17 protein-coding genes are annotated in these 14,955 nt (G+C 68.7%); 10 read left to right on the plus strand and 7 right to left on the minus strand.

Translation table 11 applies throughout. The features are described from left to right. Window positions 1-19: 19 nt before the first annotated feature. The 5 genes from U8D42_RS08780 to U8D42_RS08800 all read right to left on the minus strand — a co-directional run bounded on the left by U8D42_RS08780 (window position 20) and on the right by U8D42_RS08800 (window position 5,768). Window positions 20-1,183, minus strand: coding sequence for an LLM class flavin-dependent oxidoreductase (locus tag U8D42_RS08780; protein WP_322861478.1), 1,164 nt, complete (start codon window positions 1,181-1,183; stop codon window positions 20-22). 183 nt (window positions 1,184-1,366) lie between these two features. Then, the gene (locus tag U8D42_RS08785) at window positions 1,367-1,768 is read right to left on the minus strand and encodes a hypothetical protein (RefSeq protein WP_322861479.1); all 402 of its coding nucleotides are present in this window, start codon (window positions 1,766-1,768) and stop codon (window positions 1,367-1,369) included. A gap of 154 nt (window positions 1,769-1,922) precedes the next feature. Then, entirely contained in the window at window positions 1,923-2,135 is a 213-nt protein-coding gene (locus tag U8D42_RS08790) for a hypothetical protein (RefSeq protein WP_090422054.1), read from the minus strand. A 400-nt stretch (window positions 2,136-2,535) separates the two neighbouring features. Further along, the gene (gene aceA, locus U8D42_RS08795; protein ID WP_322861480.1) at window positions 2,536-4,824 is read right to left on the minus strand and encodes an isocitrate lyase ICL2; all 2,289 of its coding nucleotides are present in this window, start codon (window positions 4,822-4,824) and stop codon (window positions 2,536-2,538) included. A 224-nt stretch (window positions 4,825-5,048) separates the two neighbouring features. After that, a complete protein-coding gene (locus tag U8D42_RS08800) occupies window positions 5,049-5,768 on the minus strand; it encodes an MBL fold metallo-hydrolase (RefSeq protein ID WP_322861481.1) in 720 nt (239 codons plus the stop codon). Window positions 5,769-5,880: 112 nt separating this feature from the next. On the opposite strand from U8D42_RS08800, the gene U8D42_RS08805 reads away from it, so the two are divergent. Both U8D42_RS08805 and U8D42_RS08810 read left to right on the plus strand, forming a co-directional pair. Then, window positions 5,881-6,327: an SRPBCC family protein gene (locus tag U8D42_RS08805; RefSeq protein WP_090422050.1), complete on the plus strand. Its 447-nt coding sequence runs from the start codon at window positions 5,881-5,883 to the stop codon at window positions 6,325-6,327. 39 nt (window positions 6,328-6,366) lie between these two features. Further along, on the plus strand, window positions 6,367-6,969 hold the full coding sequence (locus U8D42_RS08810; RefSeq protein ID WP_322861482.1) for a YbhB/YbcL family Raf kinase inhibitor-like protein: 603 nt from the start codon (window positions 6,367-6,369) through the stop codon (window positions 6,967-6,969). Window positions 6,970-6,978: 9 nt separating this feature from the next. Here U8D42_RS08810 and U8D42_RS08815 read toward each other — a convergent pair whose 3' ends face one another. Further along, entirely contained in the window at window positions 6,979-8,541 is a 1,563-nt protein-coding gene (locus U8D42_RS08815) for a phytoene desaturase family protein (RefSeq protein ID WP_322861483.1), read from the minus strand. Window positions 8,542-8,646: 105 nt separating this feature from the next. Between U8D42_RS08815 and U8D42_RS08820 the strand changes: the two genes are divergently transcribed. The 8 genes from U8D42_RS08820 (at window position 8,647) to U8D42_RS08855 (ending at window position 14,539) form a co-directional block, all read left to right on the plus strand. Beyond that, complete coding sequence (locus U8D42_RS08820) at window positions 8,647-9,246, plus strand: TetR/AcrR family transcriptional regulator (RefSeq protein WP_322861493.1); 600 nt, start codon at window positions 8,647-8,649, stop codon at window positions 9,244-9,246. Between the two features lie 137 nt (window positions 9,247-9,383). Continuing rightward, on the plus strand, window positions 9,384-9,776 hold the full coding sequence (locus U8D42_RS08825) for a tautomerase family protein (protein WP_090422048.1): 393 nt from the start codon (window positions 9,384-9,386) through the stop codon (window positions 9,774-9,776). Continuing rightward, window positions 9,773-10,747 (plus strand): NAD(P)H-dependent flavin oxidoreductase, encoded by a 975-nt coding sequence (locus U8D42_RS08830; RefSeq protein ID WP_322861484.1) that lies wholly within the window; start codon window positions 9,773-9,775, stop codon window positions 10,745-10,747. Before U8D42_RS08825 ends, U8D42_RS08830 begins: the two co-directional genes overlap by 4 nt. 165 nt (window positions 10,748-10,912) lie before the next feature. After that, window positions 10,913-11,542 (plus strand): nitroreductase family protein, encoded by a 630-nt coding sequence (locus U8D42_RS08835; RefSeq protein ID WP_090422046.1) that lies wholly within the window; start codon window positions 10,913-10,915, stop codon window positions 11,540-11,542. Next, window positions 11,542-12,036, plus strand: coding sequence for an SRPBCC family protein (locus U8D42_RS08840; RefSeq protein ID WP_085238923.1), 495 nt, complete (start codon window positions 11,542-11,544; stop codon window positions 12,034-12,036). Before U8D42_RS08835 ends, U8D42_RS08840 begins: the two co-directional genes overlap by 1 nt. A 104-nt stretch (window positions 12,037-12,140) precedes the next feature. After that, the gene (locus tag U8D42_RS08845; protein WP_322861485.1) at window positions 12,141-12,725 is read left to right on the plus strand and encodes a hypothetical protein; all 585 of its coding nucleotides are present in this window, start codon (window positions 12,141-12,143) and stop codon (window positions 12,723-12,725) included. Between the two features lie 63 nt (window positions 12,726-12,788). Then, window positions 12,789-13,760, plus strand: a complete 972-nt coding sequence (locus U8D42_RS08850) for an FAD-dependent oxidoreductase (protein ID WP_322861486.1) — start codon at window positions 12,789-12,791, stop codon at window positions 13,758-13,760. Continuing rightward, entirely contained in the window at window positions 13,757-14,539 is a 783-nt protein-coding gene (locus U8D42_RS08855; protein WP_085238925.1) for an enoyl-CoA hydratase/isomerase family protein, read from the plus strand. Before U8D42_RS08850 ends, U8D42_RS08855 begins: the two co-directional genes overlap by 4 nt. Here the strand turns inward: U8D42_RS08855 and U8D42_RS08860 are convergent. After that, the gene (locus U8D42_RS08860) at window positions 14,536-14,928 is read right to left on the minus strand and encodes a phage holin family protein (protein ID WP_085238926.1); all 393 of its coding nucleotides are present in this window, start codon (window positions 14,926-14,928) and stop codon (window positions 14,536-14,538) included. The genes U8D42_RS08855 and U8D42_RS08860 overlap by 4 nt on opposite strands. Between the last annotated feature and the right edge of the window lie 27 nt (window positions 14,929-14,955).

Raw genomic sequence — 14,955 nt, forward strand, 5'->3', positions numbered from 1 at the left:
GGCGGAACACGCTGAGCCGCTACGTCGCGCCGACCTCATCCTGGTACTTCTTCGTCATGTGCGCGACGGCGTCCAGCTGCGATTGCGCCAGGCTGTCGCGGGCCTGTCCGGCACGCGCGGCGGCATCCAGCGTCGGCTGCGCCTGGCCCTGGAAATGCGGCATGACTTCGGCGGCAAACAACTCCGCGGACCGCCGCGTGGCGGCCGGGTTGGCCCACTCGTGGCCCATCTGCAGCATGCAGCCGAACCCGCCGGATTGATCCCACAGGCGCTGCACCTGCTGGCGCGCCCGCTCGGGCGTGCCGATCACGCCCGCCCCGTTGTCGTTGATGACGTCGATCATCTCGTCGAGCTGCTCGCCGGGCATCGTCATCTGCGGGAAGGCGGCCACTTTCTGGAAATAGCGGAACCATGGCTCGATGCCGAACTTGACCTCTTCCCGGGCCTGCTTCTCGGTCTCGGCGAGATGGAACAGGCCGACCAGGCTCCAGTTCCTGCGGTCGACCTGCGTGCCGAAGGCCGCCGCACGCTCCTCGACGATGCCCCAGTGGTAGGAGAGCGCGTTGAAACCCTCGACGGTCAACGTCGCACCGATGGACAGCAGGCCGATGCCATGCTTGCCCGCCAGCCGCGCACCGGTTGGCGATGCGACCGCGGCGACCGAGAGCGGGATCCCGCCGTCCGAGTACGGGGCGAGCTGCAGCTTGGCGTCGAACAACTGATGCGTGGCCGTCTTGGCGCTCACCGTCTCCCCCGCCAGCAGCCGGACGACGATGTCGAGGTTCGTTTCGAGCAGCTCGCGGGTGTCCGTGGGGGTGAGCCCGATCATCGACGAGTCGCTGGGCAGTGAACCCGGGCCCACGCCGCCGATGATCCGGCCATGGGTGAGGTGATCGAGCAACATCAGCCGGTCGGCGACCCAGAGCGGGTTGTGATACGAGAGCGAAATGACCCCGGTGCCAAAGCGAATGCGCTTGGCGCGTTCGGCCGCGGCGGCGATGAAGATCTCCGGTGAGCTGATGATCTCGCTGCCCGCCGAGTGGTGTTCGCCCAACCACACTTCGTCGAAGCCCAGGGCGTCGAGGTGCTCGATGAACTCGAGGTCGCGCTGCAATGCCAGCGTCGGATTCGTGCCCGCCCGATGGAACGGGGCGATGAAGTATCCAAACCTGAGCTTCGCCATTGAAGTCCCCTTGCATCCGAGTTGGCCAGAACCATAACTCGAATCCGATGTTCGGCCCAGGGGTTTCGCGTCGCAACGTTCGGAGCGCGAGTTTCAGTCGGCGGGGCCGGGTGATCGCGGCCCCGCCGACTCAGGGAGCAAGTCTTCGTCTCGGTGCGCTACGGCCGGCTCAGCGCACGGATGTCAGTAGCCGCCGCAGACGTTGCCGACGCAACCCCCGCCGCCACCCGGGCCGCCGCCGCCACCCCCGACACCGGGGATGCTGCCGCCACCGCCGCCGGGTCCGCCGCCGCCGCTCGGGCCGCCGGGGATCCCGCCGCCGCCACCGCCGGGCCCGCCACTGCCGGTGGGCCCGCCCGGGACCCCGCCGCCGCCACCGCCGGGCCCGCCGCCTCCCGTGGGGCCGCCCGTGGTGCCGCCGCCACCCGGTGTCGACGGAGCGACGCTCGATGAGGGCGTCGTCGTGGTCGTGGTGGTGGTGGTGCTGCTCGGCCCCTTGTTGCCGCCACCGCCACACCCGACCGCGAGCACCAGCATGGCCGCCCCGCTAAAGAGCGCGACCGAGGTTCTTGCTGCAGATCTCATCGGAGTCCCCAATCCCCACCCGCACGGGGTGCAGGTGGTCCACTTCTCCTTACCCCGGTGTGCGGGGCGGCAAACGGGATCCGACGGGGCGACTTCCGCTCCCCAAAACGCCGGTGGCCCATCACGCGGATGGGCCACCGGGACAACAGCCGCGCTAGCAGTCGAGGCCGGACACGCAGCCGGCCAGGGTGGCCACATGGGTGCCGGCGCCGGTCGTCGACGTCGCCGCCGTGCTGGACGACGGGTGCGTCGCCGCTGCCGGCGCGCCGCCCGCCGGGTCGATGCCGACCGCGCCGAATCCCACCGCCAGGGCAACCGCGGACATCCCGCCGAACACCGCAGCCGCCGTCTTGATCTGCGCCTTCATCAACCGCTCCTCCCTGCCGCTGCGCGCCATAACTGGCGCGCATCCATGACCTAATCCTACATCTGTGCAACTATTGCTACACGACATATTTTCCGAGGGCATGGAGTGGATGTCGCACGAGGCGTGCCTCGTCGACCGCAGGGTGCTGAGGGTGGGTGTTGACGCGAGCGGAAAGCCCTGGGACTGAGCCCGGTGGGACCGATGGCCCATCTCGGGCTAATGGGCCATCGGTCAGCCAAATCGTATCCCCGGAAAACTGTTGTCATGCGGGAATTTACAAACCCGGCAATAAAAAATTTTCTTATTCGTAAATTGGACGTCTGCTCTCGCCCGGGGCGAGCCGAAACCGGATGGTATTGCCGTCCAACGCCTTCGCCACGGCGAGAACGCCGTCCGCCGGCTAGTCCTCCTTGGTGATGAGCTTCCGCAGGGCCACGCGGTCGGGCTTCAGCAACTCCTCGATGCGCGGGTGGTTCACCTCGGCGACGATGATCTCGCCGACCTCCTGGTACACCTCGCTGAAGATGCCGTGCGACTTCATCTTCGAGGTCTGGTACTGATTGTCCTCCGTCGGCGTCACGTAGTACACCGCGTCGGCCTTGAAGCGGTGCACGAGCCAGAGGTGGATCAGCGTCATCAGCCGCTTCTGACGCAGCTTCTCGGCGAAGGTGTTCTGATCGCGGACGGTGAGGATGCTGCGGCCGTGGCGGTCCTTGATGGGGTCGAAGACGACGTTGGCCAGCTGTTCGTCCCCGTTGCCGTAAATGCCCAGCACCAGCACGTCCGACCCGGCGCGCCGGGGCCGCAACTGCACCCGCAGCTTCTCGCCGAGGTGGTAATGCTCGCTCCACAGCGTGAGCCATTCCTCGAGCAGCTTCTTCGGCACCTCGGTCTGCACCAGATGCTGGTGCTGGGTCGAGCCCTTGCCCATCGCTTTGGTGGTCGCCGTGCGGCCGGAGGACGCCTGCAGCGCCGCGTCGCTGCGGGGGCCGCCGACCAGCGTCTGCGGCGTGCGGTACGGCGACTCCACCAGGCGCATCTTGCGCTGCAGGCGGGCCAGCGCCAGCATGCCGTCCTGCTTGAGGGAGGTGGCGAACTCCTCGGCCGCCACGCCGTCGATCTGGTGGCCGCCGTAGGTGATGAAGTTGAAGACGAAGCCCATCTTGCCGAGCTCCTCGGGGAATCGCTTCATCTCCTCGTCGGTCATCCCGGTGGTGTCCCAGTTGAACGACGGCGACAGGTTGTAGGCCAGCATCTGGTCGGGGAACTTGGCGTGAATCGCCTCGGCGAACTGGCGGGCATCGGCCAGGTCGGCGGTTTTGGTCTCCATCCACAGGATGTCGGCGAACGGGGCGGCCGCGAGTGACTTGGCGATCGCATACGGAATTCCGCCGCGAATCTGGTAGTAGCCCTCCGGCGTCTTCGCCAGCTCGCAGTCCCACGGCGGGTCTGCGCCAAGCTCTTTCGCTTTCTCCCGTGCCGCGTACAGCGACGCGGACTCGGAGAATTGCCGCCACTGCTCGGGACTCATGTCGACGGGTTCGTCCTCGCTCTCGCCGAACGCGAGCACCTCGGCGACGGCCTCGCCGTAGGTCATCAGCCCGGCGTCGTCCTCCCAGGCCGCCACGAACCGCGACTCGACCTGGTCGAAGAGGTCGTCGATTGATTCGTGCCCGTCCTCTCGCCGGGCGTTCACCGCCTCGGCGATCAGGCCCTGGATGCCCTGGCGCTCGAGCCAGGCTGTGGCGGCGGCGTACTCGGAATCGGCGAGCGCGTAGAGCAGGTGGCCGTTGAGCTCCTTGACGCCCAGCTCGTAGAACCGCCGGACCATCGCCAGGAAACACGACTTGTACGAAGGGATGTTGAGGTTGGTGGCGCCGAGCAGGAACGGCTGGTCGCGCTCGTCGGCGCGGCTGTCGATCAGGTTGGCCGCCTCGGCGTCGGTGCGCGCGACGATGATCCCCGGCACGCGCATGATGTCCAGCTGGAAGCGAGCCGCGTTGAGCCGCTTGATCTGTTCGTCGGACGGCACCAGCACCTTGCCGCCCTGGTGACCACACTTCTTGGTACCGGGGCGCTGGTCCTCGATGTGGTAGCCGGCCACGCCGACCTCGACGAAACGGCGGATCAGGTTGCGCACGTGCGGATCACCGCCGTGGCCGGTGTCCGCGTCGGCGATGATGAACGGGCGATAGTCGTAGGCGGGCGTGCTGGCGCGCTGCCGCTCGCTCATGTTCACGCGCAGGTACTGCTGATTGCGGTCGGCGGTGAGCAGGGCCCGCACCAGCACCGCGGCGTCGTCGGGCACCTGGCTGAGCGGGTAGCTGGCGAGGTCGGGACCGGGGTCTTCGGTGGTGGAGCCCTTGGCCGAGGTCGCCCAGCCGCCGAGGTAAATGCCCTCGATGCCCATCCGCTTCATGGCCACCGCCTGGCCGGGCGAATAGGGCCCGAAGGTGGTGATGCTCTTCTTGGCGGCGAACAGTTCGCGCAGCCGGTCGTAGAAGGCCGTCGCCGCGTTGCGCGCCACCGGGTAGTCGGTGGGGATGGTGCCGCGTTGCTCGACGACCTGGCGGGCGGTGTAGAGGCGCGTGATGCCGGCGAACCGCGGGCCGTCCATGTACCGCTGCGTGGCGGCGATGTCGTCTTCGAACGATGTCCGGACCTCGGTGTCCGAGTCGATGATGGCCATGGCCTTGAGCTCCTCTTCGGCGAGATTCCCCTGAATACGAGAGTCTATCCCCGGAACAGGCCGTTCAATCAGGGGTCAAAAGACCCGAGCCAAAACTGTTGTCGTGCCGTAGTCCGGCAGCCGTCGAGTGCCTCCCCGGGCCCGGGCGTGGCCGCCGGTGGGCGCCGGCCGCGCGCCCGGGCGACCACTTGGGATCGCATCAACATGCGGCGCAACCCTTTTCGTCATTGCGGCCTGATGGCCGCGCGTCGGCTCAGCCAGTCGCGCTGTCGGCGGACGAACTCGGCGTCGACCACGCTTCCATGTCCCGGGACGTAGAGGGCTTCCGATCCGCCGAGCGCAAGCACCCGATCGAGGGATGCCGGCCACGACGCGAGGTCGGAGTCCGCATCGATAGCCGGATCTCCGGACTCCTCGATCAAGTCGCCGGTGAAGACGACGACCGGGTCGCCCGGGTTGGTCCCGGCGGCCACCACCACCAAATCGGACGTGGTATGTCCGCGTCCGGGGTGCGCCACCACGACGGTGCGGTCGCCGAGGTCGATGACCGCGTCATACAGCCCCCGCTCCGGGCAACGCAGGGCCGCGATCGCCCGGTCGATCGCCCGCGGTTCGGCGCCGTGGCGCAGCGCGTCCTCGCGGAGTTCGCCCGTCGCCGAGGACAGCGCGTCGGCGACGCCGGGCGTGCAGTAGACGTCCGCCCCGGCGAACGCCGACGAACCCAGGACATGATCGAAATGCTTGTGCGTCAAGACGATATGGGTGACCGGGCCCCCGGCGAGCCGCCGCACGTCGGCCTCGATCGCCGCCGCCTCGGTGAGGGTGGAACCGGTATCGACCAGCAGCGCCCCGCCGCTCCCCCACACCAGCCCGACCGTGACATCGCAGAACGGCAGCCGGGTGCGGTACGCGCGGTCGGTCAGCCGTTCCCACGTCAGGTGCACGGTTTCCGACGCTAGTCCGCGGCCGGCGGCACGACCAAGGCGTGCGCACGGCACATGACGATGGCGGCGCAAAGTGGGTTTCTGGCGTCGTCGCTGTGGCTATGTTGCACCCATGGCTGTCACCGAATCCCGAGAAGTCGTCATCGAGGCCACCCCCGATGAGGTCATGGGCGTGTTGTTCGACCTGGAGTCGTTGCCCGAGTGGTCCTCGGTGCATCAAAACGTCGACATCCTCGAACGCGACGATGAGGGCCACCCGCTGAGGTCCCGGCAAGTGGTCAAACTGGTGGGCTTCACGGAGGAGCAGGTGCTGTCCTACGTGGTGCACGACGACGGTGTCAGCTGGACGCTGGACAGCGCCAAGCAGCAGCGCGCGCAGGAGGGCCGGTACACGCTGACCCCCGACGGGGATTCCACTCGCGTCCGGTTCGACCTCACCGTCGACCTCCTGATGCCGGTTCCGGGCTTCCTGGTCAAGAGGGGCGCCAAGAGCCTGATGGACACCGCCACCAAGGGCTTGCGCAAGCGGGTCCTGGAAGTGAAGAAGTCCGGCGGCTAGAACCTTTTCTATGGCGCCCCGGTCGGCGACACTTTCCCTATGGAAACCACGACGGCACGCAGGCGAATCGTTCTCGTGGTCGCGGCGCTGGCGCCGGTGCTGGGATTGGCCGGCTGCGGTGGGCACGGCGACACCCGGATCACGGCGCCGTCGACGCCGAGGGTGACAACCCTCGCGCGAACCGCCCCGGCCGCACCCGCCGGCGCACCGTTGAGCATCGCCAGCCCGGCATTCGCCGACGGTGCGCCGATCCCGGTGCAGTACACCTGTAAGGGCGCCGGCATGGCGCCGCCGTTGACATGGTCGGCCCCGTCGGCCGCGGCGCTCGTGGTCGACGACCCCGACGCCGTCAACGGGCTGTACGTGCACTGGGTCGTGACCGGAATCGCGCCGGGCGCCGGCAGCACCGCCGACGGTCAGACGCCGCAGGGGGCGACCACGCTGCCCAACAGCGGCGGACGGTCCGCCTACCAGGGCCCGTGTCCGCCCGCGGGAACCGGCACCCACCACTACCGGTTCACCCTCTACCAGCTGCCCGACGACTACCGGTTGCCCGGCGGTCTGGCCGGCGTCCGGGCGGCGACGACGATTGCGGGCGCCGCGACCGCGCACGCCCAGCTCACCGGAACCTTCGGCGGCTGACGGGCGCTCTCAGGCCATGTCGTCGAGCGCCTGATAACCGGCGTTGTAGCCGGGCGTGAAGGTGATGCCCGGCCCGCCGTGGCATCCCGCGCCGCCGAGGTAGAGGCCCTCGATCGGGATCGGGAAGTCGAGGAATCCCCTGGGCCCCGGCCTGTTGGGCCCCATCAAGTCCGGATGCAGCAGGCCATGGCAGAAGTCGCCCGCGGGGGCCCCGAACATCGTGTTCATGTGGTAGGGGGCAAAGGTGATGTGGCGGATCACGATGTCCTCGAAGTTGGGCGCCAACCGGGTGATCTTGTCGATAACGCGCTGTGCCATCTCATTTTTCAGTCGGCCATGATCGTGCCGGTCGACCTCCACCGGGAAGGCGTACGCGTAGGCGCTCGCGGCTTGCTTGCCGGGCGGCGCCATGCCCGGATCGTGCACCGACGGGATCTGCATTCCCATCGACGGGTTGTCCGGGACGATGCCCCGCCGGCAGTTCTCCCAGTGCAGCTGTTGTTCTTCGGGAGCGCCGAAGATGCCGACCGACTGCTGCATGCCTTCTTCGTTCAAAAACTCGTAGGGCGGGGCGAATTCGGGCAGTCCGTCCAGGGCGAAGTGGATCTGCACGAAGGAGGCGCGGTGGTCGCGGCCGGACAGCCGCGAGATCAGCTCCGCCGGAACATGCTCGGGTGCGACGAGATCGGTGAGGGTGACGTCGGGCGCGAGGTTGGAGACCACGATCGGCGCGGTGAGCGTTGACCCGTCGCGCAACCGCACCCCGGTCACTGCGCCATGCTCGACCAGGATCTGTTCCACCTTGGCGCGGAAGCGGATCTCGCCGCCGTGGGAGACGAACAGCTCCCGCAGGTGTTCGGTGAGCGCGCCGATGCCGCCCTTGAGTTTGGTCATCATGGCCGTGCTGTCGTCCGGTACCGCCAGGGCGAAGGCCAGGCAGGTGGCGCTGCCCGGCGTGTAGGGGCCGCGGTAGGTGGAGTTGATCGCGAGAAAGGCGAGCATCCCCCGCATGACCGCGTGCTTGTCCTTGTCGGGCAGGTATCGGTCGATGACGTCCATCGCCGACCCGAACAGCATCTCGTGGATGGCGCGCCGTTCGGCATCGTTGGCCGCGCACGCATACATCTCGTCGAGGGTCTTCGGTGGTGTGCGAACGTCGAAGCGCCCTAATGCTTTTGCGGGCCCCTGGCTCCACCCGATCAGTTCGGCCATGCCGGTGACGGCTTCGATGCCGTGCTTTTCGCCGAGGTGCGTCATCAGCCGCATCGGGTCGCGGTAGAAGATCATCGGTTCCTCGCCGTGGTCGCCGATGTTGGTGGACATCACGTCCGGCTCCACCGTCGGCAAGGTGTCCAGGCCGAGGTCCTTGGTGATCTGGCTCGCCGTCGGGAACTGCACCGAACCGGCGATCTCGTAGCGGAAGCCGTCGATCAGTTCGACGGTCGCCGCCATGCCGCCCGCGTAGGTGTTGGCTTCCAGGCACAGGGTGTGCAGGCCCGCGCGCTGCAGCACCGTCGCCGCGGTCAAGCCGTTGTGGCCCGCTCCCACGACGATCGCGTCATAGTCCGGCATGGCTTCCTCCCTGGGCTCGGCGTGACAAGAATATGTCAGTACTGACACAATTGGAAGATGTCAGTACTGACCGATTCCACCGGGGTGGGATACCATCCCCGTGGGATGAGCGCGCCGACGAACCGCCACCAGCTACGCCGACGATCGACGCATGAGGCACTGCGCGAGGCGGCCTTGAACAGCTTCGCGCGCAAAGGATTTACCAATGTCACCGTGACCGAGCTGGCCCGCGAAGCCGGCGTCACGGAACGGACCTTCTTTCGCCACTTCCCCACCAAGGAGGCGGTGCTCTTCCAGGACTACGAGACCCAGCTGGAATGGCTGGCCGAGGCGCTGGCCGCCCGCCCGGCCTCCGAGTCGCTCTTCGACGCCGTGCTCGCGAGTGTCGCGGCATTCCCGCATGACCTCGAAGTGGTCCGCCAGGCCGCGTCGGCCCGCGCCGAACTGATCGGCGCCGAGCGGATCGCGAGCCATCTGCGCGTCGTGCAGGCGTCGTTCGCGCGGGTGCTGACCGACTTCGTCAGGGGTCGCAACCCGGACGTGCCGAACATCGACCTGCTCGCCGAGGTCACCGGCTCGGCGCTGGCCGCCGCCCTCGTTGTGGCGGTGGAGAATTGGGGCCGCAACGGCTGCGCCGGCGACCTCGGCGAACTCGTGGCGTCCAGCCTGGCGCTGCTGCGCTCGGGTTTTGCGCTGCTCGCCTGACCCATCGAATGTGCGGCTACGCTCGCGACACGCCGAGCGATGCCGCCACGGGCGCACGCTCGACGTCGCGGGCGCACACTCAACCGCCGTGCGCCGTTTCGAGGGCGGACTCGAGGACATCAATCGGAGGAGACGAAATGCCACTGCTGTACATCGACCTCATCGAGGGTCGCACGCCGTCGCAGGTCCGGGTGCTGCTGGACGCGGTTCACGAATCCGTCGTCGAAGCGTTCGGGGTGCCGGCGCGGGACCGCTATCAAGTGGTGCGCACCCATCCCGCCCACGAGGTCGTCGCTTTGGACACCGGCCTCGGCATCGCGCGCTCGTCGCAACAGGTGATTGTGCACGTGGTGAGCCGGCGGCGCACGCGGGCGATGAAGGAGAAGTTCTACGAGTTGCTGGCCGTCAACCTGGCCGACCGGTGCGGGCTCGACGGGTCCGACCTGGTCGTGTCGATCACCGAAAACGGCGACGAGGACTGGTCTTTCGGCCACGGCCGGGCGCAGTTCCTCACCGGGGAGCTGCAATGAGCCTCGACACCGGCGTGACCAGGTTCTTCGGTATCGAACACCCCGTCGTGCTGGCCCCGATGGCGATGATCTCCGGTGGCCGACTGGCGGCGGCGGTGACCTCGGCCGGCGGTCTGGGCCTCATCGGCGGCGGCTACGGGGAGGCGGAGTGGCTGCGGCGCGAATTCGCCCGAGCCGAAGGGCAAACCGTCGGATGCGGGTTCATCACCTGGAGCCTGGCCCGCCAACCCGCCCTGCTCGAGGAGGTTTTGCGGCGGCAGCCCGCCGCGATCATGCTGTCGTTCGGCGAGTTGCACCCCTTTGCCGAGCGCATTCGGGCCGCGGGCGTCCCGCTCATCGCGCAGGCGCAAACGCTCGACCACGCGCGCCGGGCCCTGGATGCCGGCGCGGACGTCGTCGCGGCGCAGGGCGGCGAGGCCGGTGGGCACGGCATGACCCTGCGGTCCACGTTCACGCTGGTGCCCGACGTCGTCGACCTGGTCGCCGAACGCGCACCGGGCACCCCGGTGCTGGCCGCGGGCGGGGTCACCGACGGACGCGGCCTGGCCGCCGCGCTGGCGCTCGGCGCCGACGGTGCGCTGGTGGGCACCAGGTTCTGGGCGTCCCAGGAGGCGTTGGTGTCGCCGCGGGCGCACGAGCGCGCGTTGACGGCCAGCGGTGACGACACCATTCGCACGCGCGCCTATGACCTTGTGCGGCGGCTGGATTGGCCGGCCGGCTACAACGCGCGGGCGCTGGGCAACGACTTCCTGGACGCATGGCACGGCAACGAGGACCGGTTGGCGGCGTCGCTGCCCGATGCGGTGACCGACTACGAGAAAGCGGTTGCCGCGGAGGATTTCGACACCGCCGCCATCCTCGTCGGCGAAGGAGTGGGGCTTGTTCGCCAGGTCCGGCCCGCCGCCGACATCCTGGCCGACATGGTCGATCAGGCCTGCCGGATCCTGAACAGGTCGCGAACGGCGGAGTGACCGTGATCGCCGGCTCACCGCCCTGGACAGCCGAGTCGCGGATCTGATTTGCTCGACTCGCTGGTCACCTCAGACCGCCAGGAGTCGCCGATGGCCGTCTCGACGCGCCGGATGGCGCGGGCGTCGGGCGGTTCTGCGCAATCGATCTCTAGTGAGGAACACCGAATGGACCTGGCCACGGTCGACGAACTGCTGACGACGACGCGGTCGGTGCGCCGGCGCCTCGACTTGGACCGGCCGGTCGGCCGCGAGGTGATCCTCGAGTGCATCCGGCTGGCGATGCAGGCGCCCACCGCGAGCAACGCGCAGGACTGGCGCTGGCTGGTGATCACCGATGCCGACAAGCGCGCCGCCATCGCCGAGATCTACCGCAGCGTCGGCGCCGACTACCTGGCGCATGCGGCCAAGGAGGCGTCCGACCCGCAGACCCGGCGGGTGTACGCCGGCGCGCTGGCGCTGACCGAGACGCTGGGCAAGGTCCCCGTGCATGTGATCCCGTGCCTGGACAGTCGCATCGACAACGCCACCCTGTTGACCGCCGCGTCGGCCTGGGCGTCGATCATCCCGGCCGGCTGGAGTTTCTTGCTCGCCCTGCGGTCCCGCGGGCTGGGGTCGGTGTGGACGACGATGCATCTGGCCAGGGAGCGAGAAGTGGCCGAGTTGCTCGGCATCCCGGACACCGTCACGCAGGCCGCGCTGTTCCCGGTGGCCTACACGATCGGCACCGACTTCCGGCCGGCCGCGCGGCCGCCCGCGGAAACCGTGACGTTCTGGGATAGCTGGGGAGACGGCTGATGCAGTCCTACACCGTGCGTTTTCACGTCGAGGCACCCCCGGCGAAGGTGTGGCGGGTGCTGCATCCGCCCCCTCCGCCCAACGCACCCCGGCCGCGCGTTCTGAAGTGGCCCACCGGCAGCATGGAGATCCTCAACGAGGGCAACGAGGCGGGCGAGGGTCTGGTCCGCACCTGCATCTTCGAAGTACCCAAGTACCTCCTGTCGGGTGGCAAGGCACGTTCGTGGGAAACCGTCACCGAAGCCGAAACCAACAAGCTGTCGCGCTACATCGCCGTCGGCGCGCCGCTTTGGTCCCGGGCCGAGGGCTACCACCGGCTCGAGGAACAGCCGGACGGGACCACCGTGCTGACCTTCCACGAGACCTACCACGCCTACAACCCGGTGCTGCGCTTCCTTCTCGAACGCCCGGTGCACGCGAAGATCTCTCGCGACAACCTCAAAACCTATGAACACGCGCTCGGCCACGCCGGTCGCGTGCGCCGGCTCGCGTAAGGGCTCGGACGTGCCCGTGGCCACCGGTTTCGCGTCCGGGAACGGCGGCCGGCCCGTGGCGGCGCAGGTGATTTAGGCTGCTCATCCCGGTACGCTGGCGTGCTATGGGGATTGAGGCAGGTATACCTCCCGCGGCGCGACTGGTTGTCGCGGGGCTGTTGGTCGCGGGCTGGGCAGTCTCGGCGGGCGTGGCGGGCGCCGACCCCGACCAGACGCCGCCCCCGTCGCCTTCACCGGCGGCCTCCACGGGACCGGCACCCGGGCCCCCGCCGTCTTCGGCGTCACCGGCACCGTCACCCGGGGCTTCCCCCGCCGCCTCCCCCGCGCCCGGACCGAAGACGAGCATCGACAAGGACGGCATCTACAACGTCGGGACCGACATCGCCCCCGGGATCTACAGCTCGGGCGGACCCGCCAACAACGGCACCTGCTACTGGAAGCGCACGGGCAATCCCGACGGCAACATCATCGACAACAACATGACCAAGAAGCCGCAGGTGGTCCAGATCGACCCGACGGACAAGGCGTTCAAGACCTCGGGCTGCCAGCCGTGGCAGCTGACCCCGGATGCCGCCCTGCCGCCCACCACGCCCCCCGCCGGTGTGCAGGGCACGCTCGGCCTGCTCAACGGGTTGCTCGGCGGTCAGGCCGGCCAGCAGCCTGCGCCCCCGCCTCCCCCTCACTCCTGACGCGCTCTGATCACTAGCCCGGCCGCACCCCCGCGGAAGGGCTAGTTTCGCTACGGTGGCGCCGTGGCCTCTGCGCAACAGATCGTCGTCGTCGGTGCCGGTGTCAGCGGGTTGACGTCGGCGGTGTGCCTGGCCGAGGCCGGGTGGCCGGTGCGGGTCTGGACGGCTGCGATGCCACAGCACACGACGTCGAGGGTGGCCGGCGCGGTTTGGCTGCCGCCGCGCCCCGCCGAACGTGCCAGCGGCACGCTCGATTGGACCGAACACTCCCTGCGGGTGTTCCGCGAGCTCGCCACCGATCCGGGCTCCGGCGTTCAGCTCGCGCCCGCGCTGGCCGCCGGCGAACTGACGGCGACCGAGGCGATGGCGTCCGCCGCGGCCTTGATTCCCGACCTGCGGCCGGCCGAGCCGGCCGACCTGCCCGCCGGCCTCGGCAACGGCTTTCGCGCCACGCTGCCGATGATCGACATGCCGCACTATCTGGACTACCTGACGGGCCGGCTGGCCGCGGCAGGCTGCGAAATTGAGGAGCATCCGGTGCGGTCACTGGCCGAGGCCGCCGACGCCGCGCCGATCGTGGTCAACTGCGCCGGTCTGGCCGCGGGACGCCTGACCGGGGACGACACGGTGCGGCCCCTGTTCGGCCAGCACGTCGTGCTCACCAATCCCGGTCTGCAACAACTGTTTCTGGAGATCAACGGCGGCCCGGAATGGACCTGCTACTTCCCCCATCCCCGGCGCGTCGTGTGCGGCGGGATCAGCATCCCCGACCGCTGGGACACCACCGCGGAGCCCGACGTGACCGAGCGGATCCTGCACCGCTGCCGCCGGATCGAGCCGCGGCTCGCCGACGCCGAGGTGATCGAGACCATCACCGGGCTGCGGCCCGACCGCCCGTCGGTGCGGGTGGAAGCCGAGCCGCTGGGACGAGCCGTGTGCATCCACAACTACGGCCACGGCGGCAACGGCGTGACCCTGTCGTGGGGTTGCGCGCGCGACGTGGTCCGCCTGGCCGGTCAGCGGGGGGCGCGGTGAGCATCGATTACGCGGTGGGCGGGCACATCGCCACAATCACGATCAACCGCCCCGAAACCCGCAACTCGCTGGACATGGAACACTTCCGCGACCTGGCCCACGCGTGGGCGGCGTTCCGCGACGACCCCAGCGCGTGGGTGGCGGTGATAACCGGTGTGGGGCAGGACTTTTGCACGGGCGCCGACCTGAAGAAGTTCATCCCCGAACTCACCGGCGACCTGCCGCAGCCGCGAGGGTGGAATAAGGACGACGCCATCCACGCCGTCCTGCACCGCTTCCCCGTCTACAAGCCGATCATCGCCGCCGTCAACGGCACCTGCGTCGCGGGCGGCTTCGAGATGTTGAGTTCGACCGACATTCGGGTGGCCGTGCCGGCCGCGCGATTCGCGGTGATGGAGCCCAAGCGGGGCTTGTTCGCCGGCGGCGGGAGCACCGTGCGGTTGCCGCGTCAGATGCCCTATCCGCTGGCGATGGAGCTGCTGCTGACCGCCGACATGGTGGACGCGCAGCGGGCGCTGGCCATGGGGCTGATCAACCGTGTCGTCCCGCCCGAGCAACTGATGGACACCGCCTACGACTACGCCGAGCGCGTCGCGGCGAACGCGCCGCTCGCGGTGTTCGCGACGAAGCAGTCCGCCGTCGAGGGTTTGGCGCTCGACCTGGAGTCAGCCTACGACAACGAAACCCGGCACAGCGACCGCGTTTTCGAGACCGAGGACGCCAAGGAGGGGCCGCGCGCATTCGCCGAGAAGCGACCGCCGCGCTGGCGGGGACGCTAGCGACGGCTGACGTCCCGAATGATCAGCGACAGCACCCAGCTCACGATCGACAACACGACCGCGGCCCAGATCGCCGTCCACCAGAAGTGATCGATCTGCAAACCCCAATGCGTGGTGTGCTCGGTGATCCACGCCGTGATCCACAACATCAGGGCGTTGACGACGACATGGAACAAGCCGAGCGTCAGGATGTACAGCGGGATCGACAGCAACTGGACGATCGGCTTGATGAACGCGTTGACCAGTCCGAAGACGACGGCGACGACGAAGATGATGCCGACGCGCTCCAGCTTCGTGTCACCGCCGACGAACGTGATCCCGTGGACGAACTTCGTGACCAGCCACAGCGCGAAACCGGTCAGTGCGGCGCGAAGCAGAAAAGGGCCCATGGTCCAAGATCCTCCCACCTCCCGCGG

Source organism: Mycobacterium europaeum (genome assembly GCF_034555895.2).
GTDB classification, from domain to species: domain Bacteria; phylum Actinomycetota; class Actinomycetes; order Mycobacteriales; family Mycobacteriaceae; genus Mycobacterium; species Mycobacterium europaeum.